The organism is Bacillus sp. FSL K6-0972, from assembly GCF_037976035.1.
In the GTDB taxonomy this organism is placed as follows: Bacteria; Bacillota; Bacilli; order Bacillales; family Bacillaceae; genus Bacillus; species Bacillus haynesii.
In genome coordinates, this window is the sequence record NZ_CP150260.1 from 1972863 (window position 1) to 1990897 (window position 18035).

General features: G+C 43.2%; 24 protein-coding genes. 15 read left to right on the plus strand and 9 right to left on the minus strand.

What is annotated here, in order from left to right; genetic code table 11:
• Positions 1 to 146 precede the first annotated feature (146 nt).
• From tkt to MKX80_RS10085, 3 genes are all read left to right on the plus strand, one after another.
• Positions 147 to 2150 (plus strand): transketolase, encoded by a 2004-nt coding sequence (gene tkt, locus MKX80_RS10075; protein WP_154995145.1) that lies wholly within the window; start codon positions 147 to 149, stop codon positions 2148 to 2150.
• A gap of 151 nt (positions 2151 to 2301) precedes the next feature.
• Complete coding sequence (gene sirA / locus MKX80_RS10080; protein WP_154995143.1) at positions 2302 to 2742, plus strand: sporulation inhibitor of replication protein SirA; 441 nt, start codon at positions 2302 to 2304, stop codon at positions 2740 to 2742.
• Between the two features lie 84 nt (positions 2743 to 2826).
• Positions 2827 to 3045, plus strand: coding sequence for a YneF family protein (locus MKX80_RS10085; protein WP_003182236.1), 219 nt, complete (start codon positions 2827 to 2829; stop codon positions 3043 to 3045).
• A gap of 80 nt (positions 3046 to 3125) precedes the next feature.
• Here MKX80_RS10085 and MKX80_RS10090 read toward each other — a convergent pair whose 3' ends face one another.
• Positions 3126 to 3287: an aspartyl-phosphate phosphatase Spo0E family protein gene (locus MKX80_RS10090; protein ID WP_202604361.1), complete on the minus strand. Its 162-nt coding sequence runs from the start codon at positions 3285 to 3287 to the stop codon at positions 3126 to 3128.
• Between the two features lie 242 nt (positions 3288 to 3529).
• Between MKX80_RS10090 and MKX80_RS10095 the strand changes: the two genes are divergently transcribed.
• The 3 genes from MKX80_RS10095 (at position 3530) to MKX80_RS10105 (ending at position 5260) form a co-directional block, all read left to right on the plus strand.
• Positions 3530 to 4237, plus strand: coding sequence for a cytochrome c biogenesis protein CcdA (locus MKX80_RS10095; RefSeq protein WP_154995141.1), 708 nt, complete (start codon positions 3530 to 3532; stop codon positions 4235 to 4237).
• A gap of 83 nt (positions 4238 to 4320) precedes the next feature.
• Positions 4321 to 4692 carry a response regulator gene (locus MKX80_RS10100; RefSeq protein ID WP_154995139.1) on the plus strand — a complete coding sequence of 124 codons (372 nt, stop codon included), beginning with the start codon at positions 4321 to 4323 and terminating at the stop codon, positions 4690 to 4692.
• Positions 4693 to 4765: 73 nt separating this feature from the next.
• Entirely contained in the window at positions 4766 to 5260 is a 495-nt protein-coding gene (locus MKX80_RS10105) for a cytochrome c biogenesis protein CcdC (protein WP_094777448.1), read from the plus strand.
• A 35-nt stretch (positions 5261 to 5295) separates the two neighbouring features.
• Here MKX80_RS10105 and MKX80_RS10110 read toward each other — a convergent pair whose 3' ends face one another.
• The 4 genes from MKX80_RS10110 to sspO form a co-directional block, all read right to left on the minus strand.
• Complete coding sequence (locus MKX80_RS10110; protein WP_154995137.1) at positions 5296 to 5724, minus strand: DUF2621 family protein; 429 nt, start codon at positions 5722 to 5724, stop codon at positions 5296 to 5298.
• A 204-nt stretch (positions 5725 to 5928) separates the two neighbouring features.
• On the minus strand, positions 5929 to 6336 hold the full coding sequence (locus MKX80_RS10115; RefSeq protein ID WP_268343205.1) for an Hsp20/alpha crystallin family protein: 408 nt from the start codon (positions 6334 to 6336) through the stop codon (positions 5929 to 5931).
• A 145-nt stretch (positions 6337 to 6481) separates the two neighbouring features.
• On the minus strand, positions 6482 to 6628 hold the full coding sequence (locus MKX80_RS10120; protein ID WP_003182250.1) for a small acid-soluble spore protein P: 147 nt from the start codon (positions 6626 to 6628) through the stop codon (positions 6482 to 6484).
• A gap of 41 nt (positions 6629 to 6669) precedes the next feature.
• Positions 6670 to 6816, minus strand: a complete 147-nt coding sequence (sspO, locus tag MKX80_RS10125; RefSeq protein WP_043926452.1) for a small acid-soluble spore protein O — start codon at positions 6814 to 6816, stop codon at positions 6670 to 6672.
• Between the two features lie 234 nt (positions 6817 to 7050).
• Here sspO and acnA point away from each other — a divergent pair, with 234 nt between their 5' ends.
• The 7 genes from acnA (at position 7051) to MKX80_RS10160 (ending at position 11857) form a co-directional block, all read left to right on the plus strand.
• Positions 7051 to 9777, plus strand: coding sequence for an aconitate hydratase AcnA (gene acnA, locus MKX80_RS10130; RefSeq protein WP_154995133.1), 2727 nt, complete (start codon positions 7051 to 7053; stop codon positions 9775 to 9777).
• Between the two features lie 71 nt (positions 9778 to 9848).
• Positions 9849 to 10355 (plus strand): redoxin domain-containing protein, encoded by a 507-nt coding sequence (locus MKX80_RS10135; RefSeq protein ID WP_154995131.1) that lies wholly within the window; start codon positions 9849 to 9851, stop codon positions 10353 to 10355.
• A gap of 71 nt (positions 10356 to 10426) precedes the next feature.
• On the plus strand, positions 10427 to 10552 hold the full coding sequence (locus tag MKX80_RS10140) for an FbpB family small basic protein (protein ID WP_003182259.1): 126 nt from the start codon (positions 10427 to 10429) through the stop codon (positions 10550 to 10552).
• Positions 10553 to 10612: 60 nt separating this feature from the next.
• Complete coding sequence (locus tag MKX80_RS10145) at positions 10613 to 10756, plus strand: acid-soluble spore protein N (protein ID WP_003182261.1); 144 nt, start codon at positions 10613 to 10615, stop codon at positions 10754 to 10756.
• 25 nt (positions 10757 to 10781) lie between these two features.
• Entirely contained in the window at positions 10782 to 11018 is a 237-nt protein-coding gene (gene tlp / locus MKX80_RS10150; protein ID WP_003182262.1) for a small acid-soluble spore protein Tlp, read from the plus strand.
• Between the two features lie 105 nt (positions 11019 to 11123).
• The gene (locus tag MKX80_RS10155; protein WP_003182265.1) at positions 11124 to 11540 is read left to right on the plus strand and encodes a YbgC/FadM family acyl-CoA thioesterase; all 417 of its coding nucleotides are present in this window, start codon (positions 11124 to 11126) and stop codon (positions 11538 to 11540) included.
• Positions 11540 to 11857 (plus strand): hypothetical protein, encoded by a 318-nt coding sequence (locus MKX80_RS10160; protein ID WP_182070613.1) that lies wholly within the window; start codon positions 11540 to 11542, stop codon positions 11855 to 11857. The genes MKX80_RS10155 and MKX80_RS10160 overlap by 1 nt, the downstream gene beginning before the upstream one ends.
• 255 nt (positions 11858 to 12112) lie before the next feature.
• Here MKX80_RS10160 and MKX80_RS10165 read toward each other — a convergent pair whose 3' ends face one another.
• The 4 genes from MKX80_RS10165 to plsY all read right to left on the minus strand — a co-directional run bounded on the left by MKX80_RS10165 (position 12113) and on the right by plsY (position 15153).
• Positions 12113 to 12475 carry a YxeA family protein gene (locus MKX80_RS10165; RefSeq protein WP_154995189.1) on the minus strand — a complete coding sequence of 121 codons (363 nt, stop codon included), beginning with the start codon at positions 12473 to 12475 and terminating at the stop codon, positions 12113 to 12115.
• Positions 12476 to 12814: 339 nt separating this feature from the next.
• On the minus strand, positions 12815 to 13846 hold the full coding sequence (locus MKX80_RS10170; RefSeq protein ID WP_154995126.1) for a YdcF family protein: 1032 nt from the start codon (positions 13844 to 13846) through the stop codon (positions 12815 to 12817).
• A 324-nt stretch (positions 13847 to 14170) separates the two neighbouring features.
• Positions 14171 to 14458: a HesB/YadR/YfhF family protein gene (locus MKX80_RS10175; protein ID WP_154995125.1), complete on the minus strand. Its 288-nt coding sequence runs from the start codon at positions 14456 to 14458 to the stop codon at positions 14171 to 14173.
• Positions 14459 to 14559: 101 nt separating this feature from the next.
• Entirely contained in the window at positions 14560 to 15153 is a 594-nt protein-coding gene (gene plsY, locus MKX80_RS10180; RefSeq protein ID WP_154995123.1) for a glycerol-3-phosphate 1-O-acyltransferase PlsY, read from the minus strand.
• Between the two features lie 177 nt (positions 15154 to 15330).
• Here plsY and MKX80_RS10185 point away from each other — a divergent pair, with 177 nt between their 5' ends.
• Positions 15331 to 15744 carry a CoA-binding protein gene (locus MKX80_RS10185; RefSeq protein WP_154995121.1) on the plus strand — a complete coding sequence of 138 codons (414 nt, stop codon included), beginning with the start codon at positions 15331 to 15333 and terminating at the stop codon, positions 15742 to 15744.
• A gap of 322 nt (positions 15745 to 16066) precedes the next feature.
• The gene (gene parE, locus MKX80_RS10190) at positions 16067 to 18034 is read left to right on the plus strand and encodes a DNA topoisomerase IV subunit B (protein WP_154995119.1); all 1968 of its coding nucleotides are present in this window, start codon (positions 16067 to 16069) and stop codon (positions 18032 to 18034) included.
• Position 18035 lies beyond the last annotated feature (1 nt).

The following is an 18035-nucleotide window of genomic DNA, read 5'->3' on the forward strand; positions in this document are numbered from 1 at the left end:
TCGTATTCCCTTTTTGTATATACTACAATTTAAAATGAAGGCAAAGATTCGTCATTTTTCACTCAGCTTTTGAGCTGAAATAGTTGTGAAAACCGATGGGTAGATTTATGATAAGAAAGTAGAGTCCATACAGGAAGGGGATCATAATGAAAACGATTGAATTAAAATCTGTCGCAACAATACGAACACTCTCCATAGACGCGATTGAAAAAGCTAAATCCGGTCACCCGGGCATGCCGATGGGGACTGCTCCGATGGCTTATGCGCTTTGGACAAAAATGATGAATGTCAGCCCTGAAAATCCGAATTGGTTTAACAGGGACCGTTTTGTGCTGTCTGCCGGTCACGGATCAATGCTTCTGTACAGCATGCTTCACTTAAGCGGATATGACGTTTCAATTGAAGACCTCAAGAATTTCCGCCAATGGGGAAGCAAAACTCCCGGGCATCCGGAATTCGGACATACTCCGGGTGTAGATGCGACTACAGGTCCGCTTGGCCAAGGAATCGGAATGGCTGTCGGAATGGCGCTTGCTGAACGTCACCTTGCGGAAACTTACAACCGTGACGACTATCGCGTTGTTGATCATTATACATACAGCATTTGCGGTGACGGAGACTTGATGGAGGGAATTTCATCGGAAGCGGCTTCGCTTGCGGGACATTTGAACCTCGGCCGTCTCATCGTCCTTTATGATTCAAATGACATTTCGCTTGACGGTGAATTAAACCGCTCATTCTCTGAAAATGTGAAGCAGCGCTTTGAAGCGATGAATTGGGAAGTGCTTTATGTTGAAGACGGCAACAACATTGCCGAAATTACGGCCGCCGTCGAGAAAGCGAAACAAAATGACAAGCAGCCGACATTAATTGAAGTGAAAACAACGATCGGTTTCGGTTCTCCAAACCGTGCGGGGACATCCGGCGTTCACGGCGCTCCGCTCGGCTTAGAAGAGGCGAAATTAACGAAGGAAGCGTATGAGTGGACATACGAAGAAGATTTTTATGTTCCTTCCGAAGTGTACGAACACTTTAACGAAACAGTGAAGGAAGCGGGCAAGAAAAAAGAGGCGGAATGGAACGAACTGTTCGCCGCATACAAGAAAGCCCATCCGGAACTTGCCGAAGAGCTTGAACTGGCGATGAAAGGTGAGCTTCCAGAAGGATGGGATCAGAAAGTACCTGCATATGAGAAAGGAAGCAGCCTTGCTTCACGTGCATCTTCAGGTGAAGTGTTAAACGGAATCGCTCAACAAGTGCCGTTTTTCTTTGGCGGATCCGCGGACTTGGCCGGTTCTAACAAGACGACAATCAAAAATGGCGGAGATGTTTCAGCGAAGGATTACGCCGGCAGAAATATCTGGTTCGGTGTACGGGAATTTGCGATGGGAGCAGCTTTGAACGGAATGGCTCTCCATGGAGGCCTCCGCGTATTCGGCGGAACGTTCTTCGTTTTCTCTGATTACCTGAGACCTGCGATCCGTCTTGCTGCATTAATGGGGCTTCCTGTCACATATGTGTTTACACATGACAGCATTGCCGTCGGAGAAGACGGACCGACTCATGAGCCGATTGAACAGCTGGCATCACTTCGTGCGCTGCCGAACTTGTCCGTCATTAGACCTGCCGACGGAAATGAAACAGCAGCAGCCTGGAAGCTGGCGCTTCAATCAAAAGATCAGCCGACTGCGCTTGTATTGACTCGCCAAAACTTGCCGACAATCGATCAGTCTGCTGAAACGGCTTATGAAGGCGTTAAAAAGGGTGCATATGTCGTGTCGAAAAGCCAAAACGAAAAACCGGAAGCGATCTTGCTTGCGAGCGGATCTGAAGTCGGCCTTGCGCTTGATGCACAAAGCGAGCTGCAAAAAGAAGGCATTGACGTATCCGTTGTCAGCGTTCCGTCTTGGGATCGTTTTGACAAGCAGCCGGCTGAATATAAAAACGCTGTTCTTCCAACTGATGTGACAAAGCGTCTCGCAATTGAAATGGGATCGCCGCTCGGATGGGAGAGATATACCGGCACTGACGGGGACATTCTCGGAATCGACCAGTTCGGTGCATCAGCTCCTGGCGAAACGATCATGAAAGAATACGGTTTTACGCCTGCGAATGTAGTTGACCGGGTGAAAAAACTGTTAAATCGCTAATCGGGCATATGAAAGAGAATGATCTGCGGATCATTCTCTTTTTTTCGTTTCGACAAAATTAGTCGCTTCTTTTATCATCATCAGACAATTATCTCTAACCCCCTTTTGTATAATAGAAAGCATATATTCTTCGAAACAGGGGGATGAGACAGTGACGGAACGTCATTATTATACGTATTTGATAGAAGAGGAATTTGCCGGCCATTATTTTGGAAGAGAGTCTGTCATGTTCAAGCTTTTTTACGATTATCATTGGACGAGCCCCGATCAAAAGTCTCAATTAGCCGCGAAACAGATCGAGTTTATTACAAAGCCGATTCCCGCTGCCCATATACACAAAAGAATGAAAATGAACCTCTGCCGGGAAGACTATACACAGGTTGACTATGTATACAGATTGATTGTTCCAAAAGGAAGCGCTTCTTTTATTATCAAAGACCGTCATATTGAGATTTTGGCGAAGGGTCCATTCGATGCCGAAACGGTTTTCTTTGAAGTTTTGCGGAAAGTAAGCCCGTGTTTCCTTGCCATGGATTTTAATATGAAACGTTACGGCTGGCTGAACCCTGTGAAAGAAAGAAATTTTGTATAAAAGAAAGAATTTGGACTGTAAATGTTGTATAATAGCGTTTGGTTTAGTACACTTTATACGAGACAACATGAAGGAGGAAATTAAATGGATTTGTGGGTTGTCATCCTAGTGGGCGTTTTAGCATTGCTCGCAGGTGTTGCACTCGGATTTTTTATTGCTCGTAAATATATGATGAACTATTTGAAAAAAAATCCGCCAATTAATGAACAAATGCTGCGCATGATGATGATGCAGATGGGTATGAAACCATCCCAGAAGAAAATTAATCAAATGATGAAAGCCATGGAAAATCAAACGAAATAATACGAATGCGATTATGACATAGAAGGAACATGGTTATAAAATAAAAAACCCGCTTCCGGGTTTTTTATTTTGATCTATGATTATTGTGTATTTCCGAGAGATAGTTTTTGGTATTCCAAGAGAAGGATATCCAGCTGCTGGCTGTGCTGAATGGTGATATGTGAAGTCATGCCGTTTGTCATGACGATTTTTAGCAGCTCTTTTCTTTTTTCCTCAATTTCATGAAGCAGATTTTCTTTCATCACAGGAATTTATCCTTTCTTCTGTAAAAATCATCTTTTTGTTGCCTACTAAATGCTATTATATCCATATATAGGTTCCTTTTCAATTCTGAAGGTGATAAGGGTAAATTGTCAAAATTGATTATATAAAGAATTTCGTGAAATCAACATCCTTTTTTGTGATATGTTAGGAAATTGAAATGTAATTGTCATATCAAATGATTTTCTTTCATGGTATTCCATAAAATAGAAGGGAGAAAGAGATGGCTGATATCAATTATATTCTCGCTTTCGGTGCAGGGTTTCTATCGTTTATTTCGCCATGCTGCCTGCCGCTTTATCCCGCTTTTTTATCATATATTACCGGTGTCAGCATGAGTGACATCCATTCTGACAAACTTAAGTTTCAAAAGAGGAGCCTGATACATACCGTCTTTTTCCTCATCGGCTTTTCGATGATCTTTGTGGCTCTCGGCTACAGCACATCGCTTGTCGGGTCCTTTTTTAAGGATTATCATCAGCTCATCAGGCAGCTTGGCGCGGTTTTTATCATCTTTTTCGGTTTTGTCACACTGGGGATTTTTAAGCCCGAATTTTTAATGAAAGAAAGGCGCCTTCATTTTAAAAACAGGCCCGGCGGTCTGCTCGGTTCTGTCGGAATCGGAATGGCATTTGCCGCCGGCTGGACGCCCTGTACCGGTCCGATTCTTGCAGCGGTCATCGCACTCGCCGGAACGAACCCGATGTCGGCTGTGCCGTATATGGTGCTTTATGCACTCGGATTCAGCCTGCCGTTTCTGCTCCTGTCTTTTTTCATTACAAAGATGAAATGGCTTCGGAAGCATCAGCTCATTATCATGAAGATCGGCGGAGTTGCGATGATTGTAGTCGGAATCCTGCTGTTCTTTGACTGGATGACGAAAATCATTATCGTATTGTCAGGCCTGTTCGGCGATTTTAGAGGCTTTTAGAAACTTGGCTAAGAACCGCCTAGTTTTTTTGTTACAATAGGACTTATTCACAGCAAAATTGAATAATGATGTTGGAGGGGAGTATGACAAGGGTTTTAATTGTTGATGATGCAAAATTTATGAGAGATAAAATTAGAGAAATACTTGAAACAGAAGACTTGCAAGTCGCGGGTGAAGCCGAGAATGGGGAAGAAGCTGTTTTGCTTTATCAAAAGCTTCAGCCGGACTTGGTTATCATGGATATTACAATGCCTGTGAAAAACGGGATTGAAGCTTTAAAGGACATGATCCAGCTGAACCCGAAAGTGAAAGTGATCATGTGTACGGCCATGCGGCAAAAGCGAATCGTCGTTGAGGCGATCGAGGCCGGGGCCAAGGACTTTATCGTCAAGCCTTTCGAGGAAACGAAAGTCGTCGAAGCGATTCGGCACGTGCTCGGAAATCCTTGCAGCTGATAAACCTGAACATGGTATTTTTCTTCGTTTTGGAGTATAGTAACAAGTAGAGAAATTAGCTTTAGAAAAAGGGATGATATGTATGATGATCGTCGTTTCATCTATACTTGCCGTCGTGATGGCCGTCATTGTCATGGCTGTCAGAATCAAGTCATCTGAAAAACCGGCTACGGCCAAAAAAATTATACTGCCTCCGATTTTTATGAGCACCGGTGCTCTCATGTTTTTATTTCCGATGTTCCACGTTACCGGTGCTGAATTTTTGGAAGCTCTCACCGTGGGCATGATCTTTTCTATTTTCTTAATTAAAACCTCAAAATTTGAAATCCGCGATGATAAAATCTATATTAAACGCTCCAAATCGTTTGTGTTTATTTTAATTGCGCTGCTCGTCATCCGGATCGTGATGAAGAGCATATTAAGCACAACGATCGATTACGGCGCACTGAGCGGAATGTTTTGGATTCTGGCTTTCGGGATGATCGTTCCTTGGCGAATCGCCATGTATTTATCGTTCAGAAAGCTTTCAAGCCAGATTGAAGCGTCAAATCACATACAGGTCAATTAAAACAAAACCTTTCCTGAAAGAAGGAAAGGTTTTGTTTATTTAAAAAGCTCTTGATATGAAGAGTGATCAATATTCTTTTCTTTTAAACGCTTCACGAGGAACTTATGGTCTCTTTTCGGTGTGGCCATAATATAGCCTCTCACAATTAAATCCCGGTCGATTGCGCCCGCTTTTTCTTGCAATGCAAGCTCTCCGATCTTTCCGGCGATTTTCGCTTTTGCTACATCGCGAAACAGCTCGGGTACGGGTGAAACCAATTCTTCAAGCAGTTCTTTTTCTTCGTCATTCCACAAATGCCTTGTCTGTTCAATATAATAATCCTGCCAGTCCAGCTCAGATTTCCCATCTTCTTTAGGCAGCCTTTTTAAAAATTTGCGAAACATGAAAAAACCGCCGATCGACAAGAGGACGATCATGATGACGATCCAAGCGAGCATCAGCCATAAAAACCATCCTTCCAGCATCTCTCATCACTCCTTTGTCTATAACCTATTTTACATGAAGGCGTTTTAGAAGAACATAGAAAAAATAATATAAAATGGGACAACGGCCTGGTCAAAAGAGATGCTAGAACATAATCTATTGTATAGCAATTCCCTAATCGGCCATAGAGAATTGCTAGAGGATATTTGACGAACGAACGGAAAAAACCCGGATGGCAAAGTGTTTTACGCGCTGTCCGGGTTCTGCTTGTTGTGCAGGTATGATGTAAAAGGAATATTGATTGAAAGCGAAACGTCCTCTTTGCTTGCTTCCTTATTAATTTTAACTGCAAGAATGTTGTTTTCGCATTCCGCTTCGATGTGTTTGTCATTCAAAAAGAAAGGAAGCATCAGCGATTTTTCGTAAAGCTGTTCATCGGTTTTAACCGCAAGCTTGAAATCGTAGCCTGAAAACGTCAAATCAAGATGCCGGGTATTCAAGTGGTTTAAATCTGCTTCAATTATATATTCAGTGCTCGTTTCGTAAAGGTCAATCGGTAAAGTTTCATCATAGAGGAGAAAAGGGTCATCAACAAACTGTTTCATCCATTCTTTGTCAAAATCTGCGGAATCGAAACGTTTTGTATTTGTCATTGGAGCATTCCTCCATACCTAGCCTTACCATTAGATTATGCACAGCTGTGAATTCATGTGAAGGAGGTGATTCGAAGGGGGTTACAACGCCTGAGGGTGATCCGCGGTAAAGCAAAAATCCGCGCCGTGAAAGACGCGGAAAGTGTTACATATCGTGACTGGAATTGTGTTTTTGTCTCGTATGGTTCCGGTTTTTAACTTTTTTGCTTCCGCTCAAGGGCTCTGGCTGCCCCGGCTGAGCTCCTTTCGGTGCATTTTTGCGCATATCTTTGCCGTCGTTTTTATTTGTCAATGTCTTAACCTCCTAAGGCATTCATGAAGGATCTTTAATATTTATTGATTGGTTTTCCGTTTTTTATTGTTTTGGCGTTCCGCCTCAGTGAGAATGTGCTGATCATCTTCAATATATCCCGCGCCGTTTCCTTGGCGTTTAGCATTGTTCATTCCATTGATTACATGATTTGCTTTTCGTTTGGACAATTTCGATCACCTCAGACTGTAGTATAGCCTCAGCGAGTGTATTGTATAAAAAAATGTATTTCCAGTAAAATAAACTTTTTTCCGTATATAAGGCATTCTTATTGAATTTAATAAAAACATTGATATTTACTTATGTTTAAAATTGTTTTAAGATTAAATTGTGAGAAAATTGTGGTGAAATATGCCGATTTTTCTGGCGTATGATCTTGATCTTTAAAGGGGGATTTTGGAGAAATGGCGAATCAGCAACAAGTCGCAAAAAAAGACGCTTTTCAATCAAGAAAAACGTTTACAGTACAAGGCAAAACGTACAGCTATTATTCTTTAAAAGCATTAGAGGATCAAGGAATCGGAAACGTATCAAAACTGCCTTATTCTATTAAAGTTTTGCTCGAATCCGTTCTTCGTCAAGTAGACGGGAGAGTCATTACAGAGGAACATGTTGAAAACTTGGCAAAATGGGGCACTGCCGAATTAAAAGATATTGACGTTCCTTTCAAACCATCCCGCGTTATTTTGCAGGACTTTACCGGCGTTCCAGCCGTTGTAGACCTTGCTTCATTAAGAAAAGCGATGGCATCAGTCGGCGGAGATCCGGATAAAATCAATCCTGAAATACCGGTAGACCTTGTCATCGACCACTCCGTACAAGTTGACAAAGCGGGTACTGAAGATGCATTGACAATTAATATGGACCTTGAATTCCAACGAAATGCAGAGCGTTACAAATTTTTAAGCTGGGCTAAGAAAGCGTTTAATAACTATCAAGCTGTTCCACCTGCTACAGGTATTGTTCACCAGGTGAACCTTGAGTATTTGGCAAACGTTGTCCATGCTGTGGAAGAAGACGGCGAGATTGTCGCTTATCCTGACACGCTTGTCGGTACTGACTCCCATACAACGATGATCAACGGAATCGGCGTTCTCGGCTGGGGCGTCGGCGGAATTGAAGCTGAAGCAGGCATGCTCGGCCAGCCTTCGTATTTCCCTGTACCTGAAGTAATCGGAGCGAAGCTTGTCGGAAAGCTGCCGAACGGCACGACGGCGACGGACCTGGCGCTTAAAGTGACACAGGTGCTGCGTCAAAAAGGCGTTGTCGGAAAGTTCGTCGAATTCTTCGGACCGGGTGTTGCAGAACTTCCACTTGCAGACCGTGCGACAATCGCAAATATGGCTCCTGAATACGGCGCGACTTGCGGTTTCTTCCCTGTCGATGAGGAAGCGCTGGCATACATGCGTTTAACAGGCCGTGATGAAGAACATATCGCTGTTGTGAAAGAATATTGCCGTCAAAACGGACTGTTCTACACGCCTGATCAGGAAGATCCTGCATTTACCGATGTCGTTGAAATTGACTTGTCAAAAGTTGAAGCGAACCTTTCAGGTCCGAAGCGTCCTCAGGATCTCATTCCGCTGACTGACATGAAAGAGACGTTCCACAAGCATTTGGCAAGCCCTGCGGGCAACCAGGGATTCGGTTTAAACGCGAGTGAGGCTGACAAAGAAATCAAATTTAAGCTTGAAAACGGCGAAGAAGCCGTCATGAAAACGGGTGCGATCGCAATTGCGGCGATTACCAGCTGTACAAATACATCAAACCCTTATGTCTTAATTGGTGCAGGACTTGTCGCTAAAAAAGCGGTTGAACTGGGATTGAAAGTACCGAACTATGTGAAAACATCCCTGGCTCCGGGTTCAAAAGTCGTAACAGGTTACTTGGTCAATTCAGGCCTGCTTCCGTATATGCGCGAGCTTGGATTTAACATCGTCGGCTACGGCTGTACGACATGTATCGGGAACTCCGGACCGCTTGCGCCTGAGATCGAAAAAGCGGTTGCCGAAAACGACCTGCTGATTACGTCTGTCCTTTCCGGAAACCGTAACTTTGAAGGCCGGATTCATCCGCTTGTCAAAGGAAACTACCTGGCGTCTCCGCCGCTTGTCGTCGCCTATGCATTGGCAGGTACGGTAGATATTGACTTAAAAAACGAACCGATCGGCGTCGGCAAAGACGGTCAAAACGTGTACTTCAACGATATTTGGCCGACGATGGACGAAATCAACTCCGTCGTGAAGCAAACCGTTACTCCTGAGCTGTTCAGAAAAGAATACGAGCGCGTATTTGATGACAACGAACGCTGGAATGCGATTAAAACAACGGATGAAGCCCTGTATAAATGGGATGAAGAGTCCACATACATTCAAAACCCGCCGTTCTTTGAAGACATGTCAGTTGAGCCTGGTACGGTTGAACCGCTTAAAGGCTTGCGCATTGTCGGCAAATTCGGAGACTCTGTCACGACAGACCATATTTCTCCGGCGGGAGCGATCGGCAAAGACACGCCGGCCGGAAAATACCTGCAGGAAAAAGGCGTTTCTCCTAGAGACTTCAACTCATATGGTTCAAGACGAGGAAACCATGAAGTCATGATGAGGGGAACATTCGCCAACATCAGAATCAAAAACCAGATCGCTCCGGGCACAGAAGGCGGTTATACAACGTATTGGCCGACCGGAGAAGTGATGTCCATTTATGATGCCTGCATGAAGTATAAAGAAGACGGCACAGGTCTGGTCGTCATTGCCGGAAAAGACTACGGAATGGGTTCTTCCCGCGACTGGGCGGCAAAAGGAACAAATCTGCTCGGCATCAAAACCGTCATTGCAGAAAGCTTCGAAAGAATTCACAGAAGCAACCTTGTGCTGATGGGCGTTCTTCCGCTGCAATTTAAAGAGGGAGAAAACGCTGAAACGCTCGGTTTGACAGGGAAAGAAACGATTGAAGTGGACGTGAGTGAGACGGTGCGCCCGCGCGATCTCGTTCAAGTCAAAGCGATTGCCGAAGACGGCACAGTCAAGTCGTTTGAAGCTGTTGTCCGCTTTGACAGCGAAGTGGAAATCGATTATTACCGTCACGGCGGGATCCTGCAAATGGTGCTCCGCAATAAAATGAAGCAGTAATTGAATGAGGAAGAGAGAGCCTTTAGCTTTCTCTTCTTTTTTCAGCGTGATCATGTATGTGGAGGATGCCGATGATGAAAAAAGTGCTGGCTGCCGCGTTTCTTTTAGTTTTGGCCGGTCTTGCGGTATGGAACTTTACAGGGAAAAAAGAAGCCGAAATCGGCATTGCGAAAGGAGACAAGGCGCCTGATTTTACGCTTCCGTCATTAAAAGATGGAAACGATGTATCGTTGTCAGACTTTAAAGGAAAAAAAGTGCTGTTAAATTTTTGGGCCACCTGGTGTAAACCGTGTGAAATAGAAATGCCTGCAATGGAAGAACTCCAAAACGAAAATCAGGACATTGCCGTTTTGGCCGTCAACTTTACATCTTCCGAGAAAAACGAGAAATCGGTCAAAACGTTTGCCGAAAGGCACGGCTTACATTTCCCCATCGTCTTAGACCGAACGGGCATCAATGCGAAATACGAGATTTTTTCGTACCCGACGACATTTATCATTGATGAAAACGGAATCATAAAAGATATCGTCCTTGGGACGATGACAAAAAAAGATATGGAAGAAAAGCTGGGATTATAAAAAATCCCGGCTTTTTTGCTTATATTGACCAAAAAATGGTGAAAATGAAAACAAGCTGGAGGTGATTCAACATGAAAAAAGCGAAAAGGCGAACATTTGAAGAACTTGTCTCGGAAAACAAAAAGGAGCTCATGACCAACCAGGAGTTTCTTGATCGGCTGGAAGATAAGCTTGAAGAGAAATTTAAGCTGAAGTAAAAATCGATTCATGTTTACGCTCCTTTTTGAGAATCCTAATGCTGAAAAGGAGGGATAGACATGCCGAGAGAACATGACAAACAGTCTAAATTTGCCCCGAGCCACCTTGGGACAAAACCGGTAGAATATAAACGCAACAAAGGAAAAAAAATGCACGATAAATCAGGAGAAACGCCGATCATTATGCAGACAAAAGGCGAGTAAACATCAAAAGGAGGCAGAGACCCGAATGACACACCAAAAACATCATCCGGATGACAGATCAGACAACGTGGAGAAGCTTCAAGACATGGTGCAGAACACAATCGAAAACATCGAGGAGTCTGAAGAGCAGCTGTCTTTTGCCAGCGAGGCGGAACAGGAGCAGATCCGCGAAAAAAATGAACGCCGAAATGAAAGCATTGAGGCGATGCGCAATGAAATCCATGACGAGGCGGAAGCCCGCAAAAACGGATATCATCAATAAACCAGGGCGACCTGGTTTTTTTGCATGAAGCCGTCCGTCGTGTTTTTGCCCATTGTATATGCTAGAATTGGATTATATACATTGTGAAAAGGGAGTAGAGGGAATTTGTACGTCTCAAAAAAAGAAATAGAAGTCCGCTATGCCGAAACAGACCAAATGGGTGTCGTCTATCACGCCAATTATTTGATTTGGATGGAGGTAGGACGGACGGCTTTAATTAAAGAACTCGGCTTCTCTTACGCCGAAATGGAGAAAGACGGCATCCTGTCGCCTGTCGTGGATATCAATGTCCGCTATGTCAAACCTCTTCGCTACGGTGAAACAGCAACGGTACATACGTGGATTGAAGATTACAACGGCTTTAAAACGGTATATGGGTATGAAATCTTTAATTCCGCTGGTGAAACCGCTGTGAAAGGAACATCGTCCCATATTTGCGTTGACGGGGACAGCTTCAAACCGGTTCAGTTCCGTAAGCTTTATCCAAAGTGGCATGAAGCTTATGAAGAGGCCAAAAAGTAATGGCGTTCGGTATTAAAAGAAACGAGCTGAACGAATGGAAGCGCGCCGTTTTAAACAGCGAAATCGCGTTTCTTACGCATTACTGGCTCGATGACAGGTATCCGGATATTAAAACGGTGACAAAAGCAGGATGCGGGAACATTGATAAGCTTGCAGAGTGGGGGAAACAGTACGGACTGAAAAAAGAGTGGATCGATAAAAGAAGCAAATTTCCCCACTTTGATTTATTGGGAGAGAAGCAGGTCGAGATTTTAAAACGAGAAAAGCTCTCTAGCCATATTGAACGATTCCGGCTTGAATCATCCGGTGCACAATAAAAAAGAACGCTTTTAGAGAAACCCGGACATCCTTGAAATAAGCAAGCATTGTTCTTGCTTATTTCATTTTGATGATCAAATTGCTCGTTCTTTTCACTGTCCTTATTGCTAAGGTTTGCAAAAATTGAAGGAAAAAAATCTGTTTCAGTTCTTTACCTCAGTGTTACGGTATCGCTTTTCATGGCCGCAGTCATTTTATTTTTCATAAAAAAAATCCCTAAAACAAGGAAGTTTTAGGGGGGACGGAGTGAGCGGCTAATTAAATTTGACGTTTAATTTATCCAGGATGTCTTTATCTATTTGCTTCTCGCTTGCTTTTTCCTTGCTGGATATTATTTCTCTTCTATCTTCCCAATGAATAATATAATACTGTCCTTTCTGCATTTTGTCTTGAGAAGAGAGCTTTAGGTTTTTGGGTTTTCCATCTTTATCATAACCCGTAACATCATAGTTATAATTTATATATGTGTATCCATCACTTGCTTTTTCTTTAACGACTTTTGGATCTGTTGTAATTTTGACGTAATAATCTTCCGTTGAATAATATCCGGAATATAAAAAGTAGCCCGCGCCCAATATCATCAGTCCTACCGTTAAAATTCCTAAAAACCATTTCATCATTTATCACCTCGAACCCATCATATATAAAACCTCCCAACGAAACCATTGATTTATCTTACATATTCCTTTCACTTTTGTAAGCAATAAAAGTCCAAGCGCATCAAAAAACAGCTACTTGGAGCAGGGAAGTTGTCCATTCCTCAGGAAGCATTAGAATCATCAACATGACGGTGTAATGAAATTATATTTTCCAAGCAAAAGGACATCTTTCCGGTGAAGATGTCCTTTGAAAATACCCATCATAATCTAATAAATCTCTGCACCTTGTTGGGGATGACTGTAATAGAAAGTGTGCCATCCGGACAAACCAAAATTTCAAGACGCATTTTTGAAGTTTTAATCAATGAAAAAATTAAGTGCAGTCAAAATTATAGAAAAACCCAAAATAGTTCCTACGACAATGCTATGCCGTTTACGATTCATTACAACAACAGCGATATATTCCCGGATCATGGCGTTCGGCCAATAATAAAAAGCGGTTTTTGAACCGATCCCATCGCTCTTTAACCCTGCTCGTTTTGCATATAGGCTGGCGCGGAACAGATGGAAATTGTTTGTTGTGAAGATGCTGTTGTATTTGCCGTCTGTTAATGAGTCCATCAGTTGTTTGGAGAAAAGCATATTTTGATATGTATTTACAGAACGGTCTTCTTTCAAAGTGTGCTCTTCAGGTATCCCTTTTTTTAAAGCATATCTTTGCATGGCTTCTGCTTCAGAAAGGTTTTCATCAGGTCCTTGCCCGCCGGAGAAAATAATGTTCGGCGGAGAAGCAACAGCTGCTTGTTTCCGATAAAAATCGACAGCCTTATTGATCCTGCTTGCTAAAAGCGGCGGTACTGTATCATTAATTAATCCACTCCCGAGAACGATGATGTAATCCTGATTAAGTTTCGGTCTGTTAAATTGATATAGAAAATAAGCTGTTAAGAAATTTGTTAAATGAAAAAAGAAGTAGACCGCAATAAGCGATGATCCTGCAAACAATGGCTGAACATTTGGCGATAAAAAACGAGCGGGGTCAATCACTGACAATAGAAAATATATGATAATGCCTAGCCCGGAAATTAAAGTCAAACAATTAGACAATCGTCGTCCTTCTCTTTTGATAAGAATTCTCGCATTCAGAAATAACCCGATCATTAAAGCAAATAGACCAAACGTTAGGATAAAGAAAAAGATCAGCAGCGGTACAATAACGAACAGTCTAAAAAAGCCAATTCCGACAACGTATGCCAGATAGTAGGAAAGAACAAGAAATGAACAAAAAAATAGATTAAATAAAAAACCGTTGATGATCCTTCTTCGGTCCGTTAAATAAAAGATCAGAAAAACAGCTAGTAAAATAAAGGTTGTCACACCGTAAACCATGTTCAAACACCTCGATGTAAATACTCTGTATAATATAAGAGTGTTTAAAAATCTTTATTGAAGGGGGAAATCCTTGCCGCTTTATTTTAGACGAACTGTATTTTAGATATACAGGATCTATACTCACTCAGTTATTCGTGCTTGCTGCCCCGGATATACTTGTCCCTGACTATTGATAATGGAGGTGTACGAGCTCACGGAGAAATATTGCGTGTGCATTTGCCGCACACTCAGCCAAGCCTTCGGCTCCTTAATTAAGGTAAAAAATAAAAAAACTTGCAGAAAAACAAAGGTTTCTCTACAAGCTGAAAAAAATGCTCTTTTTTACTGATATTCAAAAGTCGGCTCTTCAGATGATTCATTATAGGAAACAAGCAGATCATGGCCGTCGAAATACCATACATCGCTTTCTTCCACGAAAAACGTAATTCCGTCTTTTTCCGCGCTCACACCGATTTGCTGCGGCTCATCTTTTGAAACTCCAAGGGAGAAGCCTTTTTGAACATTGCTGCATCCTCCGTAGCGGACAAAGAAGCGAACCTGATCTCCTTCTTTTAAATCAAGCTCGTCCTTATACCATTTAAGCGCCTTTTCATTAATTTTCAAATTCACGGGCAAGCACTCCTTCATCATTTGTTCAAAGCATGCTGAATCTATTTATAGTATATAACGTTTATGTCCGATCATGAAAATATAATGTTTTTCGGATAGGCTCATTTTTTGCCGGACATCCACTTGATTTTAGGCTCGGTTTTATCGATGATGCGTTTAATATTCGTTCTGTGTCTGTATACGACAAACGCCGTAAGAAAGGCGACGACTGCCACCAATAAAAGGTCTTTCGTAAACAGGCTGTAAACCGTTGTATACAAGCCGGTTAAAATGGAAGAAAGCGATACATATTTTGTGATATACAAAAACAGAAAGAACACCGCAATCATTGTGAGAAACAGAAGAGGCTGATAGCAAAGCAATACGCCTCCGGAAGTAGCGACAGCTTTTCCGCCTTTAAATTTTGCGAACACAGGGAACATATGCCCGAAGACTGCGGCTACACCGGCCAACAAAGGGTGTACGCCGATGTGCAGGATGGCAGGCAGAAAGGCGGCGAGCGTCCCTTTCAAAATATCCGCAGCCACAACGATGGAGCCGGCTTTCACGCCGAGTGTCCGGAATGCGTTGGTGGCGCCAAGATTGCCGCTGCCGTGTTCTCTGATGTCGATTCCTTTGGCGGCCTTTCCGACAATCAAGCCGGACGGAATGCTGCCGAGTAGATAGGCTAAAACAAATAATAAAGCAATTAACATTTCATTTCTCCTTTTTAGATGATCCCTTCTCTTTATTTTAACATGAGAGGCGCCTTTCATGACGGCTTTTCTTAAAAGTACCGTATATATCATACAAAATAATGCGCTCTAATCATATGAAAATTTTGATTATCGCCTCTGTTTTCGTGTAAACTGAACGTAAAAGGAGTGATCGGCATGGAAAACCCTTCTAAACAGGAAATCAAAAACATTCTTGAAAACAGCAAACGAATCGCGGTAGTCGGCTTGTCCGACAACCCTGAAAGAACATCGTACATGGTGTCAAAAGCGATGCAGGACGCGGGATATGACATCATCCCTGTCAATCCGACCATAGATGAGGCGCTGGGCGTCAAGGCTGTCGCATCCTTAAAAGACATTGAAGGACACGTTGATATCGTCAACGTGTTCAGAAGATCCGAGCATCTGCCTGATGTCGCAAATGAATTTCTGGAGATAGACGCAGATGTGTTTTGGGCGCAGCAGGGACTTGTCAACGAAGAAGCTTATCGGCTTCTGAGCGAAAAAGGCTATACGGTGATTATGGATTTGTGCATAAAAGTGGCGCACGCGTTAACAAAATCGGCATAAAAAAGACAAAAATCCTTGTTTTTTCAAGGGTTTTTGTCTTTTTTATGCGAGAATATGTTTGCGAATTGCTGTGAAAAACGGCTACAATAAGTCTTGGACAGTTTTTTTAAGAATGATTTTCCAATTGCGATTGGGATAGCCTTGTCCTGCGGGGGACGAATCGTGTAAAATGACGGCTGTGCAAAATAGCGGCTTTCATTTTAACATTTACTGCCGATGATTGAAGCGATTGGAAAAGAATCGGATAATACTTTGCTTTACATGACAGAGTGTGTATTATTCTTTATAAGCAATGTTTGATTTTTGAAAGGGGTTTATGCATTTGGTTAAGAAACAGCAAGTTGACTATAATGATGATTCCATACAGGTGCTCGAAGGCCTGGAAGCGGTCAGAAAACGCCCCGGTATGTACATCGGTTCGACAGACAGCCGGGGCCTGCACCATCTCGTATATGAAATCGTCGATAATTCCGTCGATGAAGTCCTTGCGGGCCATGGGGATCACATTATAGTAAAGATACATAAAGATAACAGCATATCGGTGCAAGACAGAGGCCGGGGAATGCCAACAGGAATGCATAAGCTCGGCAAACCGACTCCCGAAATCATTTTGACAGTGCTGCATGCCGGAGGAAAGTTCGGCCAAGGCGGCTATAAAACGAGCGGAGGGCTGCACGGCGTCGGTGCATCCGTTGTAAACGCCCTGTCCGAGTGGCTGACAGTCACGATTGAGCGGGACGGAAATGTTTACAGGCAGCGTTTTGAAAACGGCGGCAAACCGGTGACATCCCTTGATAAAATCGGAACGACCAAAAAGACCGGCACCCTGATTCATTTCAAGCCTGATCCTACGATGTTCAGCACGACGACGTTTAACTTTGAAACGCTTTCAGAGCGTCTGAGAGAATCAGCCTTTTTATTAAAAGGACTAAAAATCGAATTGATCGATGAGCGCGATCATACAAAAGAAACGTTTTTATATGAAAACGGAATCGAAGCTTTTGTCGCTTATTTAAATGAGGAGAAAGACGCGTTTTCTGAAGTAGTCTCATTTGAAGGAGAGCACAACGGCATCGAGGTTGACTTCGCGTTTCAGTTTAATGACGGCTATTCCGAAAACATCCTGTCGTTCGTCAATAATGTCAGAACGAAAGACGGAGGAACCCATGAGTCCGGTGCCAAAACGGCGATGACGAGAGCATTCAACGAGTATGCGAGAAAGGTGGCCCTTTTAAAAGAAAAGGACAAAAACCTTGAAGGAACGGATATCAGGGAAGGCCTGTCAGCAATCGTTTCCGTCCGGATTCCGGAAGAGCTTCTCCAATTTGAAGGACAGACAAAAGGAAAGCTCGGCACAAGTGAAGCAAGGTCAGCCGTTGATGCGATCGTCTCTGAGCAGCTCGCTTATTTCCTTGAAGAAAACAGGGAAACGGCAACATTGCTCGTCAAAAAAGCGATTAAAGCTTCCCAGGCAAGAGAAGCTGCGAGAAAAGCAAGAGAAGAGGCAAGAAGCGGAAAGAAAAGAAAGAAATCCGAAGCGACGCTCTCCGGCAAGCTGACGCCTGCACAATCAAGGAATCCGTCCAAAAACGAATTGTATCTCGTGGAGGGTGACTCTGCCGGAGGATCAGCAAAGCAGGGAAGAGACCGGAAATTCCAGGCTGTCCTGCCGCTCCGCGGAAAGGTTATCAATACGGAAAAAGCGAAGCTGGCCGATATTTTTAAAAATGAAGAGATCAATACGATCATTCATGCGATCGGCGGAGGGGTCGGCGCCGATTTTGACATTGAGGACATCAATTATGACAAAGTCATCATCATGACAGATGCGGATACAGACGGCGCTCATATTCAAGTGTTGCTCCTGACCTTTTTCTACCGCTATATGAAGCCGCTGATCGAGCATGGTAAAGTGTTTATCGCACTGCCGCCGCTCTATAAAGTGAGCAAAGGATCGGGCAAAAAAGAAATCATTGAATATGCCTGGTCTGATGAAGAAATGGACGACGTCCTCAAAAAAGTCGGAAAAGGATATACGATCCAGCGCTATAAAGGTCTCGGCGAAATGAATGCTGATCAGCTTTGGGAAACGACAATGAACCCCGAATCAAGAACACTTGTCAGGGTTAAAATCGATGACGCGGCCCGTGTGGAACGGCGCGTGACGACATTGATGGGCGACAAAGTTGAGCCGAGAAGAAAATGGATTGAGAAAAACGTCGCCTTCGGACTTGATGAAGAAAGCAATATTTTAGAAAATGAGAATTTATCGGTCGCTGAGGAGGTTTAAA